An 18,417-nucleotide genomic window follows, 5' to 3' on the forward strand; every position below is an offset into this window, starting at 1 on the left:
GGACAGTGCAGACGGCGCAGAAGGTGCAGACGGCGCAGAAGGTGCGGACGGCTCGGATGGCGCGGACGGCGCGGACGGTGCAGACGGCGCAGACGGCGCAGACGGCGCAGACGGCGCAGACGGCGCAGACGGCGCAGACGGCGCAGACGGCGCAGACGGCGCAGAAGGTGCGGGCGGCGCGGACAGTGCAGACAGCGCGAACAGCGCAGACGACGCAGACGGCTCTGCTGGCGCAGACAGTGCAGACGGCACAGACGGCGAGGACGGCGCTGACAGCGCAGACGGCGCAGACAGTGCAGACGGCACGGACAGCGCAGACAGTGCTGACAGTGCTGACAGTGCTGACAGTGCTGACAGTGCAGACGGTGCTGACAGTGCAGATGGCGATAACGGCGCTGACAGCGCGGACGGCGCGGACGGCACGGACGGCGCAGACAGCGCTGACAGCGCAGACGGCTCAGAAGGTGCGGACGGCGCAGACGGCTCGGGCGGCGCAGACGGCTCGGGCGGCGCAGAAGGTGCGGACAGCGCAGAAGGTGCGGACAGCGCAGACAGTGCAGACAGTGCAGACAGTGCAGACGGCGCAGACAGCGCAGACGGCGCAGACAGCGCAGACAGCGCAGACGGCGCAGATGGCGCGGACAGCGGAGACAGCGCAGACAGCGCAGACAGTGCGGACGGCGCAGACAGCGCAGACAGCGCAGACAGCGCAGACAGTGCAGACAGTGCGGACAGTGCGGACAGTGCAGATGGCGATGACGGCGCTGACAGCGCGGACAGCGCAGACGGCACGGACGGCGCAGACGGCGCAGACGGCGCAGACGGCGCAGACGGCGCAGACGGCGCAGACGGCGCAGACGGCGCAGACGGCGCAGACGGCGCAGATGGCGCGGACAGCGGAGACAGCGCAGACGACGCAGACGGCGCAGACAGCGCAGACGGCGCAGATGGCGCGGACAGCGGAGGCAGCGCAGACAGTGCGGACAGTGCGGACGGCGCAGACAGCGCGGACGGCGCGGACGGCGCGGACGGCGCGGACGGCGCGGACGGCGCGGACGGCGCAGACAGTGCAGACGGCACGGACGGCGCGGACGGCGCGGACAGTGCAGACGGCGCGGACGGCGCGGACGGCGCGGACGGCGCGGACAGTGCTGACAGTGCTGACAGTGCGGACGGCGCGGACAGTGCGGACGGCGCAGACAGCGCGGACGGCGCAGACAGCACAGACGGCACGGACGGCACGGAGGGCGGAGATGGCGCAGACGGTGCAGACGGTGCAGACGGTGCAGACGGTGCAGACGGCGCGGACAAGGCGGACGGCGCGGACAAGGCGGACGGCGCGGACGGCTCTGCTGCCGCGGACAGCGCGGACGGCAGAGACGGCGCAGACGGCGGAGACGGCGCAGAAGGTGCGGAAGGTGCGGACAGCGCAGACGGCTCGGGCGGCTCGGAAGGCGCAAACGGCGCAGACGGCGCAGACGGCGCAGACGGCGCAGACGGCGCAGACGGCGCAGACGGCGCAGACAGCGCGGACGGCACGGACAGCGCGGGCGGCGCGGGCGGCGACGGCACCGGCTCGGACAAAGAAGGCGGTGCTGCTGAAGACATTGCAGGTACAAATGGTGTAGTCGCTGCAAGCGCACAAGCCGATGGCAAAGACACGCAAGCCAAACCAAAGAACCCAGATGCGCTGGCCAATGCCAAAGCGCTTCTTTCGGCTGAAAAGAAGGTCAAGTCATTGACAGGCTTTTCGGGTCAGGGCGGCAGCCTGACTTCTGGTTTGGTGTCGGGCAGTCAGACCGGTTCTTCTTCCCCCTTGTCTGGCGATGCGGGGGCATTTGAAGCCTTTGAGGCTGAGGCTGGCCATGCCCCATCCCAATCAGCGGAAACCGGTGCAGTTTCAGCGAGCTCAGACAGCAAAGGTGGAACAGACGGAACAGAAGGCTCAGGCAGGGCAAGTGAATCCAACAGCTCGGTCTCGGGCAAGTCAACTTCGTTGGGTTCACAGCCTATTGCAGATCTCCAAGCGTATAAAAACCGCAGTTTGGCAGGTACAGGCGAGCCGCTCTTGGCCTCATCCCTTGATCCGCAAGATCGGCGGATGCCGGTGACGCCCTCAGGAACAATGATCCCCCATGCCGCGACAGGCCCTGCTTCTTTGCAGGCGGATTTGTCCAGCGCCTCATCCTTACCGGCCACGCCAGTCATGGTGAGCGATGGGCCGGCTCTGCCCCAATCCGATCGGCAAGCCATTCCAAGGACCGAGTCGGGGGCAGCCGAGGGTCCAATTGAAGGCCCAACTTCAGCTACACCACTTGCGCCTGGCCCAGCCCAAGAGACGGCGTCAGCTGATCCAAGTCTTTGGTCTAGGCTCGTCGCTTGGTATGTGTCCACCTTCAAACGCTGATCAGCATGGGGCCTTGCTCAGGCGGAATCAAAGGGCTCCCTCAAGAAATCGCTTCAAATAATACTTTATGCCGATTTATTGAAATTTCCATGGCGAGTTTTATTCTCCCAAATGTATTAAAAATGTCTTTTTTTGGTTTATGACAAAAAACTCATTGAAATTGATAGACTTTTCAATATGATCAATATAACAGGCACTGGCCAACAAAATTAGATATCCAATTTCACTTTTGGAATTATCTGTTTCCGTTACTGCCTCCCCTGAATGAGAAAGGGGGGAAGGTGACAGTGTTGGCGCAAAGCTTGTGATCAGGGTTGGGACCATCTCCTTTGGGGTGGCAGCCTGTTATGAACTTAAACATGGAAAGAGGTCTTGAATGTCTGATAGCTTGCAAAAATGGGTCGGCCGCAACCGCCCTCCCCGTGTACAAATTACCTATGACGTCGAATCGGGCGGAGCCATAGAGAAAAAAGAACTGCCCTTGGTTGTGGGCCTGATGGCTGACTTGTCGGGTCAGCCGCTGAACCCGCTCCCCAAGTTGAAAGAGCGTCGGTTCATCGAGGTGGACCGCGAAAACTTTACCGGTGTGATGACCAAAATTGCACCCCGCTTGGACTTGTCTGTGCCTGACACATACAAGGGCGAGGGCAACATCAAAGTGGAACTGAATTTCACCGAGTTTGCGCATTTCCACCCCGAGTCCATCGTGGCCCAAGTGCCTCGTTTGACAAAATTGTTGGAAGCACGTCAACAACTGCGCGATTTGTTGGGCAAGTTGGATGGCAACGACGAACTGGATGCCTTGCTTGAAAACATTGTGCAAAACACAGAAGAACTCAAAGCGCTCAAGGGCAATGGCGACAAAGCCGACGGCGACAAAGCCGACGGCGACAAAGCCGAGGTGGCTGCTTGATTGCAGTCCCCATCGTTTAAACCCATCACGATCAAAGAGTAATTAACATGGCAACGAAAAAAGAAGCACAAACGGGCGATACCGCGGTTGTAGAAGCAGGCGAACTGAGTTTGCTTGACCGCATCGTTCAAGAAGGCAATATGGCTGTAGAGCCATCTCAAAATGCCTACGCAAAACAACTGCTGGGGCAATTTGCGACGCAAATTCTCGACGAAGGCATGAAAGCGGCACCCGACAAGGGCGTGGTCGCCATGATCAACGAGCGCGTTGCAGAAATTGACAAAATCATTTCTGACCAGCTCAATGCCATCATGCACCACCAAGACTTCCAGGCACTTGAAGCCTCTTGGACAGGCTTGCGTGACATGGTGTTTGGCACCGAGACCAGTTCCCGTTTAAAGCTGCGTTTGATGAACGTGAGCAAAAAGGAACTCTTGAAGGACTTGGAAACCGCTGTGGACCACGACATGAGCGTGTTGTTCAAGAAGGTGTATGAAGAGGAATACGGCACTTTTGGTGGCCACCCCTATTCCCTCTTGATTGGTGACTATTATTTTGGTCGTCACCCCCAAGACATGGCTTTGCTCGAGCGCATTTCCAAGGTGGCAGCGGCCTCGCATGCGCCTTTCATTGCATCGGCTGCGCCTGCACTTTTTGACATGCGGTCCTTCACCGAATTGGGCATTCCACGTGATATGTCCAAGATTTTTGACAGCGCAGAACTGGCCACTTGGCGCAGTTTCCGTGAGTCTGAAGATTCGCGTTATGTGGCCATGGTCTTGCCCAAATACGCCGCCCGTTTGCCTTATGGTGCGAAGACCAACCCCGTTGAAACTTTCGGTTTCGAAGAGGATGTCGACGGCAAAGACCACAACAAATACCTGTGGGCCAACTCGGCTTACCAGTTGGGCTTGCGGATCACCGATGCATTTGCAAAGCACGGCTGGAGCACCGCCATTCGGGGTGTTGAAGGCGGTGGCAAAGTCTCTGGCATGACGGCCCACAGTTACAAGACCGACGAAGGCGATGTGGTGTTGAAGTGCCCCACCGAGGTCACCATCACCGATCGCCGTGAGAAAGAACTCAATGACCTGGGCTTTATTGCCGTGGTCAACTCCAAAGGCTCTGATTATTCGGCTTTCTTTGGGGGTCAAACCACCAACAAGCCCAAGGTCTACAGCTTGGATTCGGCCAACGCCAACGCGGCTCTGTCTTCACGTTTGCCTTATGTCTTGGCTGCCTCGCGCTTTGCCCATTACCTGAAAGTCATGATGCGCGACAAAGTTGGCAGTTTCCAATCGGCAGAAAGCGTTTCTGGGTATTTGAACGACTGGTTGGCAAGTTACGTGCTGCTCAGCTCCAACGCAAGCCAAGAGTCCAAAGCCAGGTTCCCTCTGTCCGAGGGTCGGGTGGATGTGGTCGAGGTGCCCGGCAAGCCCGGTGCTTTCCAAGCCACTGTTTATCTCAAGCCGCACTTCCAAATGGAAGAGCTGACGGCTTCTATCCGTTTGGTGGCCGAGTTGCCTGCTGCAGCCGGTTGATTTAAAGACAAAACGGATGTGCTTGCTGGGCCCAGCAAGCACATCTGAACCATTTCTACGCCATTTCGGCGCTCATTTTTTTGGAGAATTTCATGGCAAACAATACGATTTTTCTTGATTTAGGTGCCATCAAAGGCAATTCAAAACACCAGACTTTCATCGACAAGATTGCTCTGGACAGCTACAGCCACAGTGCTGGTCGGGACCTTACCGATGACACAGCCAACTCCCAGCGTACTAAAGGCCAGCCCAGGTTTAGTGATGTGACGTGCTACAAATCCACGGATCTCTCGACCACTGAATTGTATGAATACTGCCTCAAGGCAACGCCCATTCCGAAAGTAACCCTCAGCGTGGGCACCAATACGGGAGCTAATGGCGCTTGGGTTGCGACCATTGTTTACGTGATGGAGGACGTGTTGATCGGAGCCGTCAGCACTTCAGGTCAAGATGGTTACCCGCAGGATACTTTTGTGTTGAACTTCTCAAAGATAACCGGCACTTACACCAAGCAAGAAGATACTGGTGCGGCCAAGGGCAACACAGAATTCATTTACGACAAGTCAACCACAGCGCCTAAGTAATTGCGTTTTACAAAATGGGGGCGCACTGTTTAAAGCAGTTGTCAAATGTCAAAACTTGTCTTTGCTTGTGCGGCCCCGTTGTTTGACCGTTTGCTGGGTACCTCGGACAGCAGCGAAATCGATACCAAATTGGACTCCGTTGGGCTCAAACAATCTTTGGCCCGAGAAATGGGGCAGTTGTTCAGCACCAAGTCGCGGCTCACATTGTCTGAATATCTGACCCATGAGCTGACTGTGTTGGACTATGGCTTACCCGATTTCACTACCTTGTCCCCTGCTGCAGAAAATGACATTACCCTGGTGACCGAGGTTTTGACCAAATGCTTGGAAAAGTATGAGCCGCGTCTGGGCATGGTATTGGTGACGGTCAAGCCAGATGCTGCCAACAAAACGACTGCACATGCCACGGTCATAGCAGCAGTGACCATTGGCCGCCAGGCTTTGCGTGTGGATTTCGACGTGGCCTTTACACCTTTAGGAGGCATGAGGCTTCAGCCCGCCTGATGGCCAAGGTCCCACCTGAAACGAAATCCATGCAATTGCAAGATGACATCCTTGAATACTATCGCCGGGAACTCTCTTACCTGAGAGTTCAAGGGCAAGATTTTGCATTTCGTCACCCCAAGGTGGCACAACGTTTGGCACTGACTGGCGGTGAGTCGTCTGACCCGCACACCGAGCGCCTGATTGAGGCGGTGGCCTTTTTATCGGCCAGGGTGCACCGCGATCTGGACCGAGAATTCCCCCAAGTGGCAGAGGCCTTGCTTGAAAACCTTTGCCCCAGTTTGACCCAGCCTGTACCTTCTATGACCGTGGTGCACATGACGCTGGATGCCGCGCAAGGCAAGGTCACTGCGGGCGTGCCCATTGCCAAAGGGGCCATGGTGCAGGCCACAGGCAGTGATGGTCAACCCTGCCGTTTCCAAGTGAGCTGGGACACGGTTTTGTGGCCCCTGCAAACCAAGAAAATCAAACTCGAAGACAGCCGCACCTTGTTGCTGGAAATTTCTGGCGAGGCGGGTTTGGACTTAGCGGAACTGGACATTGACCAGTTGCGCTTTCACCTGGGCGGCGAACTGATGACAACCATGCCGCTGCACGAGTTGCTCATCAGCGGGCTGGAGCGTGTGGAACTGGTGGCCGATTCGGGCAAAACCTTGCACCGATTGGGTGCCAACAGCCTGCATGAATGCGGCTTTGACGAAGGTCATGAGGTGATACCGCGCCCCGGCCATGCCCACCCGGCCTATGGCTTGTTGCAAGAGTATTTTGTTTTTCCGCGCAAATTTCAATTTTTTGACCTGCGCGGATTGCGCGGCAAATTGGGTCGGGGCTCTTCTTTTTCACTGCGGCTGGTATTTGACCGATCGGCACGCGTGCTGTCCTCGGTGACGGCTGACAGCTTCAAGCTCGGCTGCGTGCCCATCATCAATTTGTTTGCGCTCACCAGCGAACCCATTGTGGTGGACAGGCGCCAACACGAATACATGCTGGTGGGCGATCGGCAAAGAGAAGCAGGCACCGAAATCCATTCGGTGCGAGCGGTGATCCAGTCAGACCCCGAAGCCCAAAAGCCCAAGTACATCCCCAGCGTGTACACCACCAGTGAAGCGGACGACGCCGAGAGCGTGCTTTTTTGGAGCTGCCGGCGTGAAATGAGTTTGCGCAAAGACATTCTGGGCACCGACAGTTTTTTGAGTTTTGTCGACCGCACGAACGTGCGCCAAACGCCCGCAGAACCCGTTGTGTTTGCCGAGCTCTGGTGCACCAACCGCAGGGTGGCAGAACAAATGCCGCCCGGTGTACGCATGCTTGGCGTGGCCATTCCCAGTTCGCTGCAAATTCGCACCCTCTATGAGCCCACGACCCAACGCGACCCGGTGATGTCCAGCCAAGCTTTGTGGGCCTTGGTGTCTTTGTTGCGCTTGAACCACAGGTCCTTGGTCGATGGCACCACCGGGGTGCAGACGCTGAAGGACATTTTGATGTTGTTTGCCGGTGACAGCGCCCGCGACCAAACCCAGGTGCGCGGTATCAAGCGCTTGCAAGCCAGTGCGGCTACCGCGCAACTGGGGGGGCCAACCTGGCGCGGTCTGTGTCGCGGCACTGCGGTGAGTTTGGAGTTTGACCTGGATGCTTTTGCGGGCAACTCCCCCTTGGTGCTGGCCGGTGTTTTGGCCCGTTTTTTTGCCCTTTACACCACGGTCAATTCGTTTGTGCGTGTGAAAGTGGAGCGCAATGGCGAATTGTGGAAACAATGGCCGGCGCTTTCAGGTCGACAGAGTCTTCTTTGACAGGAGAACGCTTTGCCTGATCTGATCACCCAACTAGCCGAGTCAGCACCCAACTACGATCTGTTTCAAGCCATGAGCTTGCTCGAGCGCAGCGAGCCCGAGCGTGCGGCGATTGGGACTTCGGTGGGCTTGAACGAAGCCGTGCGCCTGTCTGCCGATGTCACGCTCACTTTCATGCCCAGCGACGTGTCGTCTGTTCGCCACAGCAAGCGTGAAGGGCCACCCCTGACCTTGCTGACTTCGGTGCTGTCCCTTGCGGGCGCGCACGGGCCTTTGCCCGTGCCTTGGACCGAACGCCTGCTGGACCGGCGGCGCGACAAAGACCCCTCTGGTTTGGAGTTTTTGGACATCTTCAACCAGCGCATGTTGGCGTTTTTGTATCGCAACAGAAAAAAACACCAGTGGGGCCTGAACACCAAAGGCGTAGCAGATGCGCCTGTTACGCGCAGCTTGGACCACTTGTCCGGGCTGGGCCGCGCAGCCGGTGCGCGCGCGCCAGGGGGAGAGCAAGCTTGGTTGCGCCATGCGGGCTTGCAAGGCCCGGCCCCCAGGTCCATGACGACCTTGTTGGCCTTGCTCAATGACCGCTTGAAGATCCGCTTGTCAGGCCGCCAATTTGTGGGTGCTTGGTACCCGCTTTCGGAAACAGACCGCGCCGTGCTGGGGCGGCGCAACGGTATACAGGGCCAGCGCATGGCCGGTGGTCGACGGTTGGGCGAAGAAACCACGCTGGGCAGACGCGCATGGGACCAGTCCGCGGGGATTGAATTGGAAACGGCTGCCCTGCCCATTGCGCAATACCTGAGCCTTTTGCCCGGAGGGCCAGCGCATGTTTTGCTGGCGTGGCTGGCGAGCAGTCACCTGCAAAGTGAGGTGGAAATTCGCTTGTGCATCACCATGCAAATGCCCACCGGCGACCGCCCTGCAGCGCAGGCCGCCCTCCAAGCGGTCATGGGGCTGGGCTGTGCGCAAGGCCCGCGCCTTGGCCTGACCAGTTGGCTGCTTGGTGCGCCCAGACCCCCAGGTGATAGCAAGGTGGCTTTTGCGCCTGCCCGTTTCAAAGTCCGCATGGACCCGTTCGTTGAAAGAGAAACCGAATAATGGACATCGATATCCGCACCTTGCTCTCCAAACTCAACCCCGAGTGCAAGCGGGCCATGGCCCAAGCCGCTGAATTTTGCGTGCAGCAGACCCACTTCAATGTGGAGGTGGAGCATTTGCTCAGCCGTTTGCTGGAACCCATGGCACCCGACCTTCAGATATTGGTGGACTACTTTGAGCTCGATGCGCAAACCATCTTGAACCAATTGCAGCAAAGCATGGACAGGTTCAAGCGTGGCAACGGCCGCACCCCGGCCTTGTCGCCGCATTTGGCGCCCTTGTTCCAAGAGGCTTGGTTGTCCAGCTCCATGTTGATGGGGGAGCAGCAGATCCGCTCGGGCACCGTGTTGTTGGCTTTGCTGGAGGTGGACAGCTTGCGCGGCTTGTTGATCGACATGGCCCCCGGCTTGCTCAAAATCCCGCGTGAAACACTGAAAAACAAAATTGTTGACTTGCTGGTTGAGTCGGCGGAAGACGCCGGCGGCGCGGCACGCGCCCAGTCATCCATGCCTTTGGCCAACGCAGCTGCGCCAGGCAGCACGCAGGCTGGGGCACAAGGCGCAGGCACCGGTGGGCAGATGCCCAGCGTGTCGCGCAAAGGAGCGAATGCCACGCCCTCGCTGGACCAGTACACCATCGACATGACGGCGCAAGCCAGGCAAGGGACGATTGACCCGATCAAGGGACGCGATGCCGAGATCCGCCAAATCATCGACGTGTTGTTGCGGCGGCGGCAAAACAACCCCATCCTCACCGGTGAAGCTGGTGTGGGCAAAACGGCGGTGGTGGAAGGTTTCGCCCAACGCGTGGTGCAAGGGGATGTGCCACCAGCGCTGCAAAACGTCTCGGTGCGCACGCTGGACTTGGCTTTGCTGCAAGCGGGCGCGGGCATCAAGGGCGAGTTTGAAAACCGCCTTAAATCGGTCATTGCCGAGGTGCGCGCCTCGCCCGTGCCGATTGTTTTGTTCATCGACGAGGCCCACCAACTGATTGGTGCAGGCGGCGCCGAGGGCCAAGGCGATGCGGCCAACTTGCTCAAACCTGCGCTGGCGCGGGGCGAGCTGCGCACCATCGCAGCGACCACTTGGGCAGAATACAAAAAATACGTCGAGCGCGACCCCGCCTTGGCGCGGCGCTTTCAGGTGGTCAAGGTCGAGGAGCCGGCGCCCGATGTGGCGATCGAAATGCTGCGCGGCATGGTCACCACCCTGGAGCGGCACCACGGCGTTGAAATCCTCGATGAAGCCGTGCGCGATGCGGTCAAACTCTCGCACCGCTACATCACCGGTCGGCAGCTGCCCGACAAGGCCATCAGCGTGCTGGACACGGCCTGCGCCCGGGTGGCGGTCGGTCAATCGGGGGTGCCCCAAGAGATTGAACTGATTGAGCGAGACTTGCTGGCCAAACAAGGCCAGTTGCGTTTGCTTAAACACGCCAACGCCATGGGAGAAGACCACCAAGATGACATGCGGGCACTCGATGCTGTGATTGCCGGTCTGCGCCAACGCGAGCAGGGTCTGCGTGAAAAATTGGCCGCTGAACGCCAGGCCGTGCAGGAAATTGTGAACCTGCGCAAACGCATTTCTGAAAACGTCAACTCGCAAATTGAGGGTGAGGTGCTAGAGGACCAAGATGAGCGCCAAATGACCGCGGCGCAATTGCAGCGCCTTGAAAAAGGGTTGGAAGCCATTCAAGAAGACGAGCCCATGGTGCCCGTCTGTGTGGACTCGGGCATCGTGGCCGACGTGATCTCGGGCTGGACCGGTATCCCGGTTGGCAAAATGATGGCCGATGAAATCCACACGGTCTTGCATTTGAAGGAAAAATTGGCCGCTCGGGTGGTGGGCCAAGACCAGGCGCTGGACGCCATTGCTCGGCGGGTGCGAACCTTTCGGGCCGACCTGGACGACCCGGGCAAGCCCGTGGGCGTGTTCATGCTGGTGGGCCCCAGTGGCGTGGGCAAAACCGAGACCGCCTTTGCGCTGGCCGACATGCTGTACGGGGGTGATCGCAACATGATCACCATCAACATGTCTGAATTTCAGGAGGCCCATTCCGTCTCCAGCCTCAAAGGTGCGCCGCCAGGCTATGTGGGCTACGGCAAGGGAGGGGTGCTGACCGAGGCGGTGCGGCGGCGGCCTTATTCGGTGGTGCTGCTCGATGAAATGGAAAAAGCCCACCCGGATGTTTTGGAGATTTTTTTCCAGGTGTTTGACAAAGGCACGATGGAAGACGGTGAAGGGGTCACGATTGACTTCAAAAACACCTTGATTTTGCTGACCTCCAATGCGGCGCAAGATGTGATCACCCAGGCCTGCGAACAAGGACGCCGTCCCGATGCCACGGCGCTGACAGAGCGCTTGCGTCCGGTGCTGATGCGGCAGTTCAGCCCGGCGTTTTTGGGCCGCTTGGTCCTTGTGCCCTATTACCCCTTAGGCGATGCCCAAATTCGCAGCATTGTTGACTTGAAGCTGGAAAAGCTCGCCGAGCGTTTCCGGCTCAACCACCGCGCCGAATTCAGTTGGGACGAAAGCGTGACCGCCATGATCACGGCCCGCTGCACCGAGGTGGACAGTGGGGCCCGCAACATTGACTTTATATTGACGCAATCGGTGCTGCCAGAATTGTCAACACTGGTGCTGGAGCGCATGTCGATGGACAAGCCGTTCACCGCCGTGCACATGTCGATCACGGCCGATGGGCAGGTGCATTACGATTTTGACGATGTGCCGCTGGGGGCCGGTGCATGAGAACTGGCTTCGCGCAAACGGGCTTCCTGAACCTGACAACGCCGTTGGGCAAGGATGCTTTGTTGCTGGACTCATTGGAGGGGACAGAGGGCATTTCCGAGATGTTCAAGTTCAGCTTGCACATGCGTGCAGGCAGCACCAGCTTGGTGGCCGACAACATTGTGGGCAAAGTGGTCACCGTCTTGATGACCATCGAGGGCGGCCCCAAACGCTACATCAGCGGAATCATCTCCCGGTTCACACACAGTGGTTACAACGTTGATTTCGCCACCTACACCGCTGAGTTGGTGCCCAAGCTGTGGTTGCTGACCCTCTCACGCGACCGGAAAATTTACCAAGCCAAATCGGTGGCCGATGTGGTCAAGGCGGTTTTGGGTGAATTTGCCGTTACCTTTGAAAGCAAGCTCACCGGCACCTACAAAGCGCAGGACTACATTGTTCAGTACGATGAAACCGCCTTTGAATTCATCTCGCGCTTGATGGAGCGTGCGGGCATTTTCTACTTCTTCAAATTTGCCAGCGGCACCCACACCATGGTGCTGGCCGACGCCACATCGGCCCACCTGGCCTGCACCGATGCAGCCAAGGTGCGGTTTTTCCCACCCACCGGCAGCGAAAACCCGATCGACACCATCTCGCGGTTTGAGCACGAGCATCGGGTGGTGCTCAAAAAGGCCACTTTGTCGGACTACGACTTTGAAAAGGCCAGCACCTCCTTGCAAGGCCTGCACACCGAGGCCAAGGGCGTTGGCGAAATTTACGAATACCCAGCAGGCAACGACAGCGCATCGGCTGCCACGGCCTTGGCCAAAATCAGGGTGCAGTCCAGCCAAGTGATGGGCGAGGTGTTGCGAGGCGACAGCTTTGTCTACCCCTTCACTGCGGGCACCAAATTCACCCTGAGCGAACACTTTGTCACCAAACTCAACACCGCCCATGTGCTCAGGCGCTTGCACCACAACGCCACGAGCGACCTTTATTCCAACTCGTTCGAGGCCTTTCCGGCCACCGTGCCCTTTCGTCCACCCATAGTGACGCCCCGCCCCAAGGCCTTGGGCAGCGAGACGGCCTTGGTGGTCGGCTCTTCGGGCGAAGAAATATGGACCGATAAATTTGGCCGCATCAAGGTGCAATTTCCGTGGGACCGCTTAGGCAAAAAAAACGACACCAGTTCGCCCTGGATTCGGGTGTCGCAGCCGGTGGCGGGCAAGAGCTTTGGCACCCTTTTCTTGCCGCGCGTAGGCCAGGAGGTGGTCATCACCTACATCAACGGCGATCCTGAGCGCCCCTTGGTGACCGGCTGCGTTTACAACAGCGACCACACCACGCCTGTCACCTTGCCTGCCAACTCGACCCAGTCTGGCTTTAAAACCCGGTCTTCCAAGAAGGGCACGGCGGGCAATGAGTTGCGCTTCGAAGACAAGAAAGATTCCGAGCAGCTGTACATGCACGCGCAAAAAGACATGAAAGTGGACGTTGAAAACGACCTGCTCACCACCTTGATCAAAGGCAATGAAACCCACACATTGACCGAAGGCAACCGCACGGTGGAGCTGAAAAAGGGCAATGAAACGCACAAAGTCAAAGGCACGCGCACCCTGGAGATGACGGGCAATGAAAGCCACACCAACAAAGCCAAGTACACGCACACGGTGAACGGTGACTATGAGTTGACCATCAAAGGCAAATTAACCATCAAGGTGACGGGCAATATAGCCCTGAGTTCCAGCGGCAGTGTCGAGATCAAGTCGGGGACGGCCCTGACGGCCAAGGCCGGCACGGCCTTGACCAACCAAGCGGGTACGGCGCTGACCAACAAAGCGGGTACAGCCCTGACCAATCAGGCGGGCACCGCCTTGACCAACAAGGGCCTGACCGTCGCGAACCAAGCCAGTACCAAACTGGAGAACAAGGGCGCCATCATTGAAAGCAAGGCCAGTGCGATGCACACCGTCCAAGCGGGTGCCTTGATGATCGTCAAAGGCGCTATTGCCAAATTGAACTGAGAAACACAACACGCCATGAACGACACACACAGCCCGCAAGACTTGGCTGACCCCACACAAGCCCCGCAGGGCTTGGGCGCAGAGCTGGGTCAGCCAGAGGCCAGCGATTTGGCATTGACGCCGAATCAAGAAGTTGCGCAAGCATTAGCTGAGCAAGACAATGCCGAGCTTGAAAAAGGTCAAGGAGACGACCAAGGAGATGGACAGGATGTGACTGAACAGGATGAACAAGCCCTTGACGATCAGGACCCACCAGAGCCCGTTGAGATGCAGATTGAAGAGATGGATGAACAAGGGCAGGTGATTTTGCGCACCACACTGCTTGGCGATGTCTTGCATGGCCCCATGGAGCGTTTTTTGCCTGACGGTCAACTGTCCATGCGCAGTTTTTTCCATCAGGGCGTCATGCACGGATTGACATCGATTTACGATGAACAGGGGCTGTTGGCCCAAGAGTGCGAGTATTTTCAGGGCGAGCAGCATGGCATTTTGCGCGTCTATGTCAAAGGCCAGTGCTTGTCAGAGCAAACCTATGCGCATGGCCTGTTGCATGGCCCCAGCCAAAGCTTTGATGCCTCAGGCCAAGTGGTCGCCAGCATGCCTTATGTCAACGGCGAGCTTGAGGGCTTGGTGCAGTTTTACTACGAAGGATCGGTCATGCGCCGCGCCCAGTACCGCAAAGGAATGTTGCACGGCACTTCGAGCGATTTCGACCCTCAGGGCAATTTGGTGCAAGAGTGCCATTTCGAAGCCAATGTTTTGCAAGGCCGCTTGCGGCGATTTTGGCCCAATGGCGAGGTCATGGAAGAGCTGGTTTACAAGGACGGCAAACCGGTTGCGCCGCCCAAACGCTACGACGCCAAAGGCAAGGAAACCGATCCGATCGGGGCAACACCCAGTTTGCTCGATCGGGTTCAAAGTTTGGTCAGAGGAGATTGAGATGGGACAACAAGTTTGCATGGGCGCACTGCTGAAATGCCCATTTGGCGTCGCACCAGGTGCCTTGATGGTCATGCCGATCAGCAGGGTTTTGACCAATATTCCTGACGCCAACATCATGGACAACAAACCCATGGTCAATGTCATGCCGTTTGGCATGTGCCAGTCGATCATGAATCCCATGGTCATGGTGGCCACCATCGCAGCCATGGGCGCCTTGACACCCATGCCTTGCGTGCCCATGACCTTTGTGCCCTGGTTACCCGGCTCACCCAAGGTGTTGCTGGGCAATATGCCCGCGCTCAACAATTCTTCGAAGCTGATGTGCATGTGGGGGGGGATGATCGGCATCAATGCCCCGGGGCAGTTCACCGCCATGATCCCTTGAACCCCCTTTTTTAATCACAGGAAAGACGATCCCCATGGATTACCGATTCAGCATCACGCCGCGGCTCTTGATTTTGGCCGTGCTCAGCCTGTTGGCTTTGTTTACCTTGTTGTTTTTGTTGGGCCTTTTTGTCGGGCAACGCCTGGGGCCTGCAGCTGCCTTGGCACCGTCAAACCTGCCCAATTTGTCGGCCCCGCCATCGGGGTCCTTGCCCTTAGCGGGGTCGGCTCCAACGGCATTGACCCCATCGGCGGCAGTTGCAGCCCCAGCTCCAGCCCCGCCCGCAACGCCAGCCCCAGCCGCCCCAGCGGTTCAGGCCAAGCCTTGATGCTGCGGCGTGGTCAAACCTTAGAAGATGCTTACGAAAGACAAACAGCATGAGCACGGCACCAGAAATGTCAGTTGAGGATTTGTTGGCCCCAGTTTCCGAGGAAGCGCCTTGTGGTGAGTCTTTGCGCGCAGATCCTCTGTTCACTGAAATCAGGCTTGCACGCGAAGAAGACGATGCCACTTTGTCCATGCGCCACTGGGAGAGGCCTTTGAAGGTGGCGGACTGGTCGATCATTGAACGCCGCTGCAGCGCGGCCTTGGCCCATCAATCCAAAGACCTGCAGATAGCGGCCTGGTTGCTTGAAGCCTGGGTGCGCCAATACCAATTGCGGGGTTTGCTGGAAGGTCTGCAGCTGCTGATTGGTTTGATCGAGCGCTACTGGGAGCCCCTGTTTCCGGCCATGGATGGCGACGATGTGGACGCGCGCCTGGCGCCTTTTGAGTGGCTCAATGACAGCTTGCCCTTGACCTTGAAATTGCACATCACATTGGTGCACTTGGTCGATCGAAAACCCTCCCGCCTGAACTTGGCCGATTGGGACAAGATGACCAAGTCGGAATTGATCAATGGTGATCCAGGCAGGGATAACAGGCAGACTTACCTCGAGCCAGAGTTCACCAGAAGTTTGGTGATTGCTTATGCTGAAAAACTGACCGATGCCCATGTGTCAGATCAGAAAAAAAACACGCGCCAATGTCGGGAGGCTTTGGCAAGATTGGATGCTGTGCTGCGTGCCCAATTGGCAAATAACACGCCCAGTTTGAGCAACATCTCCAATGCGCTCAATCAGATTGGCAGGGCACTCGATCAGATAGTCCCTGAGCAAGTGAACCTACCCCAAGCCTCACCTCCAATAAACCAGCCAGAGGAAGTTCTGATGCCTGCTACCGAAGACGAGTCGAATGATTTATCAAATTTGTCATTAGAAAAACCCTTGGTGCAGACGCCCGAAAAGGCGGTCACGCTGGGTTGGCAAACCCGAGAACAAGCCTATATGGCGCTTGAATCGATTGCTGACTTCCTGAATAAAACCGAGCCCCACAGCCCAACGCCCTACTTGATTAAACGTGCGGTCAATTGGGGTCAAATGTCCTTGCCAGAATTAATGGCTGAAGTGATCAGAGAAGAAGGCGACTTGAATAAGCTTGTCAATCTACTCGGTATGGTCGATAACAGAAATAATTCGTAGCAATATTAATTTTATTAATAACCGCCCTTTAATAATTCCAGAAATCTACGAAATTATACAATCTCTGGAGTTTGAATTTCAACTCACTAAACTTGTTTAGAAGTCGTTTGGATCTAATGTTTTTATATTCGTCCCCTGCAAATGGTTCCTCATTTGATATGGACGCAATTCCTAGCATCGTTTGTTGTTTTTACCATGCTTAAAGTAGGGACGTCTCTAACTAAAATAAAACATGGACGAGCTCAACCTCTGAACCACAAACAAGGTTGAACTTAAACCATGACATCTGAGTTTCAGATTGTGATTCTGTTGCAAGAACAGTCGTATGGTGCCATCAAATTCATTAACCTTGTTGATAATTTTTTTCATTAGTAGAAAATTCAAAAGGAATTTTCTAAAAGTGCATTAATTCGCAAAATTTGACTAAATCCGTCTTCTAACTTCATCCCAAATAGCAGGTCTAACTGGCTGCAGCGGTTCGCCCAATTGGTTTGCGCTAAACCCCTCTATATTAATCATTGCTTTGGATGTATTTTGGTCAGACAGATCACATACGAAAAGAGTAACATCCTTTTTAGATTCAAAATCTGAGTAAAAAGCTTCTTTTCCTAGTAATGATTCCCACTTTTTTCCTCCCGTAGCAGAAAATTCACCCTTTGTAGCATGTGCATCGTGAAGTTTTCCATACTGATTCTCGCATCCCGGTGCTGAACCCTCTACCCCCAACAAAATAGAACCGAATCTTTTATATTGAGGTGCTCTATAGTTTACATAAAGATGCCCGTGAGCTCCATTTGCATCAATCTCGACTCCACTAAAGGGATTGATATTACCCACTCCTCCGAGGGCTACATTTTTATAATAGTGCCTTCCAGCCATTGAATCTAATACATTGCTTGCTAATTTCGCCTTTTCTTCAGTAAACCAAAGGTGTCTTCCACCCGGTAAACTAGGAGGGTCCATCCAATCAGTTTGATATGTACTGTGCGATGCTAAAGCTCGATCATGCAAATTATTTTTTGTGAGTTTATTCCAGAACCTATCATCACCTGCAGCAGACATTTTAGAGGGCGTAGACAAAATGGCACCTGCAGAAGCCAATCCTGACCCCCGAGTAAAGACATTAATTGCCACCTGACCTACTGTCCCCCCCATGCGCGTGGTGTGGTAAGTTCCTCGATTTACAACTGCTGCCAAAGGATCATATGTAATCCCTTTGACAAAGGCTCCCAATGTGTTCGAAACTTCTCGAGTCAAAGAATTTGACATCGGAAGTAGAAAAAGAATTCGTCCACCATGTGAGAGCATAGAGGCGATAGGTATTTCAGGAAAATCTCTACCAAAATCACGCCAACCAGCAGTCCTTGTTTTGTATAAAACCCCAACTTTTTGTAAAACTGAAAAAATATTTAAACAAATCGCAGAACCTTGTGAAGTACGGTTGCAGTACCCATACCACATGGCGACATCTCTTTCATACTGATCTTGTACAGTTGCCTTTTTAAGTAGATCCTGTATAGCTTTACCCGCTCCACTGGTAGAACTTCTTACAGTATCCGTCATTTTGTCTTCAAATATCAGTTTGAAAAATGGAAGCCCGGGGTTTGATGTTTGAGATGCTTTCGATTTAAAAAAAGCTGTGGGTTGTCCAATCCACTTTTCAAATGCAGCGCTGGGGATAATCATAACTAGTTTCCTTTTGAAAATGAATAAAATTAATATATTAGATATTAATTAATTTGGATTTGGGTGTTTTTGATAATTTGATGTGGCAATTGCATATATTTAATTTGGCGAAAATTAAATATCGAAATAAATTGTGGGTTATTATTTGCAATATCAGTCATTATAATTATTGTAAGTTAATTGGAGCCATAGTTGAAGGACGTTTGCATGAAGTCCAGGCTCTTTTGAAAATTGGATACTGCTGACAAGATGCGGCCCTCGACTGAACATTTACCATTTGAACTCTGA

General features: G+C 55.6%; 14 protein-coding genes. 13 read left to right on the plus strand and 1 reads right to left on the minus strand.

Annotated elements, in window-relative coordinates; translation table 11 throughout:
• The 13 genes from Q0O99_RS10900 to tssA form a co-directional block, all read left to right on the plus strand.
• Window positions 1–2,407 (plus strand): hypothetical protein (locus Q0O99_RS10900; RefSeq protein ID WP_293751302.1); only part of this gene is annotated, 2,407 nt, incomplete at its 5' end.
• A gap of 376 nt (window positions 2,408–2,783) precedes the next feature.
• Window positions 2,784–3,320 carry a type VI secretion system contractile sheath small subunit gene (gene tssB, locus Q0O99_RS10905; RefSeq protein ID WP_293751304.1) on the plus strand — a complete coding sequence of 179 codons (537 nt, stop codon included), beginning with the start codon at window positions 2,784–2,786 and terminating at the stop codon, window positions 3,318–3,320.
• Between the two features lie 47 nt (window positions 3,321–3,367).
• Entirely contained in the window at window positions 3,368–4,861 is a 1,494-nt protein-coding gene (gene tssC, locus Q0O99_RS10910; protein WP_293751306.1) for a type VI secretion system contractile sheath large subunit, read from the plus strand.
• 92 nt (window positions 4,862–4,953) lie between these two features.
• Window positions 4,954–5,445 carry a type VI secretion system tube protein Hcp gene (locus Q0O99_RS10915; protein ID WP_293751308.1) on the plus strand — a complete coding sequence of 164 codons (492 nt, stop codon included), beginning with the start codon at window positions 4,954–4,956 and terminating at the stop codon, window positions 5,443–5,445.
• A 45-nt stretch (window positions 5,446–5,490) separates the two neighbouring features.
• On the plus strand, window positions 5,491–5,949 hold the full coding sequence (gene tssE, locus Q0O99_RS10920) for a type VI secretion system baseplate subunit TssE (protein ID WP_293751310.1): 459 nt from the start codon (window positions 5,491–5,493) through the stop codon (window positions 5,947–5,949).
• A 29-nt stretch (window positions 5,950–5,978) separates the two neighbouring features.
• Complete coding sequence (gene tssF / locus Q0O99_RS10925; protein ID WP_293751312.1) at window positions 5,979–7,739, plus strand: type VI secretion system baseplate subunit TssF; 1,761 nt, start codon at window positions 5,979–5,981, stop codon at window positions 7,737–7,739.
• 12 nt (window positions 7,740–7,751) lie between these two features.
• A complete protein-coding gene (tssG, locus tag Q0O99_RS10930) occupies window positions 7,752–8,840 on the plus strand; it encodes a type VI secretion system baseplate subunit TssG (protein ID WP_293751313.1) in 1,089 nt (362 codons plus the stop codon).
• Window positions 8,840–11,590: a type VI secretion system ATPase TssH gene (gene tssH, locus Q0O99_RS10935; RefSeq protein ID WP_293751315.1), complete on the plus strand. Its 2,751-nt coding sequence runs from the start codon at window positions 8,840–8,842 to the stop codon at window positions 11,588–11,590. Before tssG ends, tssH begins: the two co-directional genes overlap by 1 nt.
• The gene (locus tag Q0O99_RS10940; RefSeq protein ID WP_293751317.1) at window positions 11,587–13,596 is read left to right on the plus strand and encodes a type VI secretion system Vgr family protein; all 2,010 of its coding nucleotides are present in this window, start codon (window positions 11,587–11,589) and stop codon (window positions 13,594–13,596) included. The genes tssH and Q0O99_RS10940 overlap by 4 nt, the downstream gene beginning before the upstream one ends.
• 15 nt (window positions 13,597–13,611) lie before the next feature.
• Window positions 13,612–14,535: a toxin-antitoxin system YwqK family antitoxin gene (locus tag Q0O99_RS10945; protein WP_293751319.1), complete on the plus strand. Its 924-nt coding sequence runs from the start codon at window positions 13,612–13,614 to the stop codon at window positions 14,533–14,535.
• A 1-nt stretch (window position 14,536) separates the two neighbouring features.
• Complete coding sequence (locus Q0O99_RS10950; RefSeq protein ID WP_293751321.1) at window positions 14,537–14,923, plus strand: DUF4280 domain-containing protein; 387 nt, start codon at window positions 14,537–14,539, stop codon at window positions 14,921–14,923.
• Between the two features lie 34 nt (window positions 14,924–14,957).
• The gene (locus Q0O99_RS10955; protein WP_293751513.1) at window positions 14,958–15,251 is read left to right on the plus strand and encodes a hypothetical protein; all 294 of its coding nucleotides are present in this window, start codon (window positions 14,958–14,960) and stop codon (window positions 15,249–15,251) included.
• A 67-nt stretch (window positions 15,252–15,318) separates the two neighbouring features.
• Window positions 15,319–16,443, plus strand: coding sequence for a type VI secretion system protein TssA (gene tssA, locus Q0O99_RS10960; protein ID WP_293751497.1), 1,125 nt, complete (start codon window positions 15,319–15,321; stop codon window positions 16,441–16,443).
• A gap of 423 nt (window positions 16,444–16,866) precedes the next feature.
• Here the strand turns inward: tssA and Q0O99_RS10965 are convergent, their stop codons facing one another.
• The gene (locus tag Q0O99_RS10965) at window positions 16,867–18,129 is read right to left on the minus strand and encodes a hypothetical protein (protein ID WP_293751323.1); all 1,263 of its coding nucleotides are present in this window, start codon (window positions 18,127–18,129) and stop codon (window positions 16,867–16,869) included.
• Window positions 18,130–18,417 lie beyond the last annotated feature (288 nt).

The sequence above is a fragment of the Limnohabitans sp. Rim8 genome (genome assembly GCF_945901735.1).
Classification (GTDB): Bacteria; Pseudomonadota; Gammaproteobacteria; order Burkholderiales; family Burkholderiaceae_C; genus Limnohabitans_A.

Coding starts and splice junctions, on each gene's coding strand:
- tssB (WP_293751304.1), top strand. CDS start 2,784: ATGTCTGATAGCTTGCAAAAATGGGTCGGCCGCAACCGCCCTCCCCGT.
- tssC (WP_293751306.1), top strand. CDS start 3,368: ATGGCAACGAAAAAAGAAGCACAAACGGGCGATACCGCGGTTGTAGAA.
- Q0O99_RS10915 (WP_293751308.1), top strand. CDS start 4,954: ATGGCAAACAATACGATTTTTCTTGATTTAGGTGCCATCAAAGGCAAT.
- tssE (WP_293751310.1), top strand. CDS start 5,491: ATGTCAAAACTTGTCTTTGCTTGTGCGGCCCCGTTGTTTGACCGTTTG.
- tssF (WP_293751312.1), top strand. CDS start 5,979: ATGCAATTGCAAGATGACATCCTTGAATACTATCGCCGGGAACTCTCT.
- tssH (WP_293751315.1), top strand. CDS start 8,840: ATGGACATCGATATCCGCACCTTGCTCTCCAAACTCAACCCCGAGTGC.
- Q0O99_RS10940 (WP_293751317.1), top strand. CDS start 11,587: ATGAGAACTGGCTTCGCGCAAACGGGCTTCCTGAACCTGACAACGCCG.
- Q0O99_RS10945 (WP_293751319.1), top strand. CDS start 13,612: ATGAACGACACACACAGCCCGCAAGACTTGGCTGACCCCACACAAGCC.
- Q0O99_RS10950 (WP_293751321.1), top strand. CDS start 14,537: ATGGGACAACAAGTTTGCATGGGCGCACTGCTGAAATGCCCATTTGGC.
- Q0O99_RS10955 (WP_293751513.1), top strand. CDS start 14,958: ATGGATTACCGATTCAGCATCACGCCGCGGCTCTTGATTTTGGCCGTG.
- tssA (WP_293751497.1), top strand. CDS start 15,319: ATGTCAGTTGAGGATTTGTTGGCCCCAGTTTCCGAGGAAGCGCCTTGT.
- Q0O99_RS10965 (WP_293751323.1), bottom strand. CDS start 18,129: ATGATTATCCCCAGCGCTGCATTTGAAAAGTGGATTGGACAACCCACA.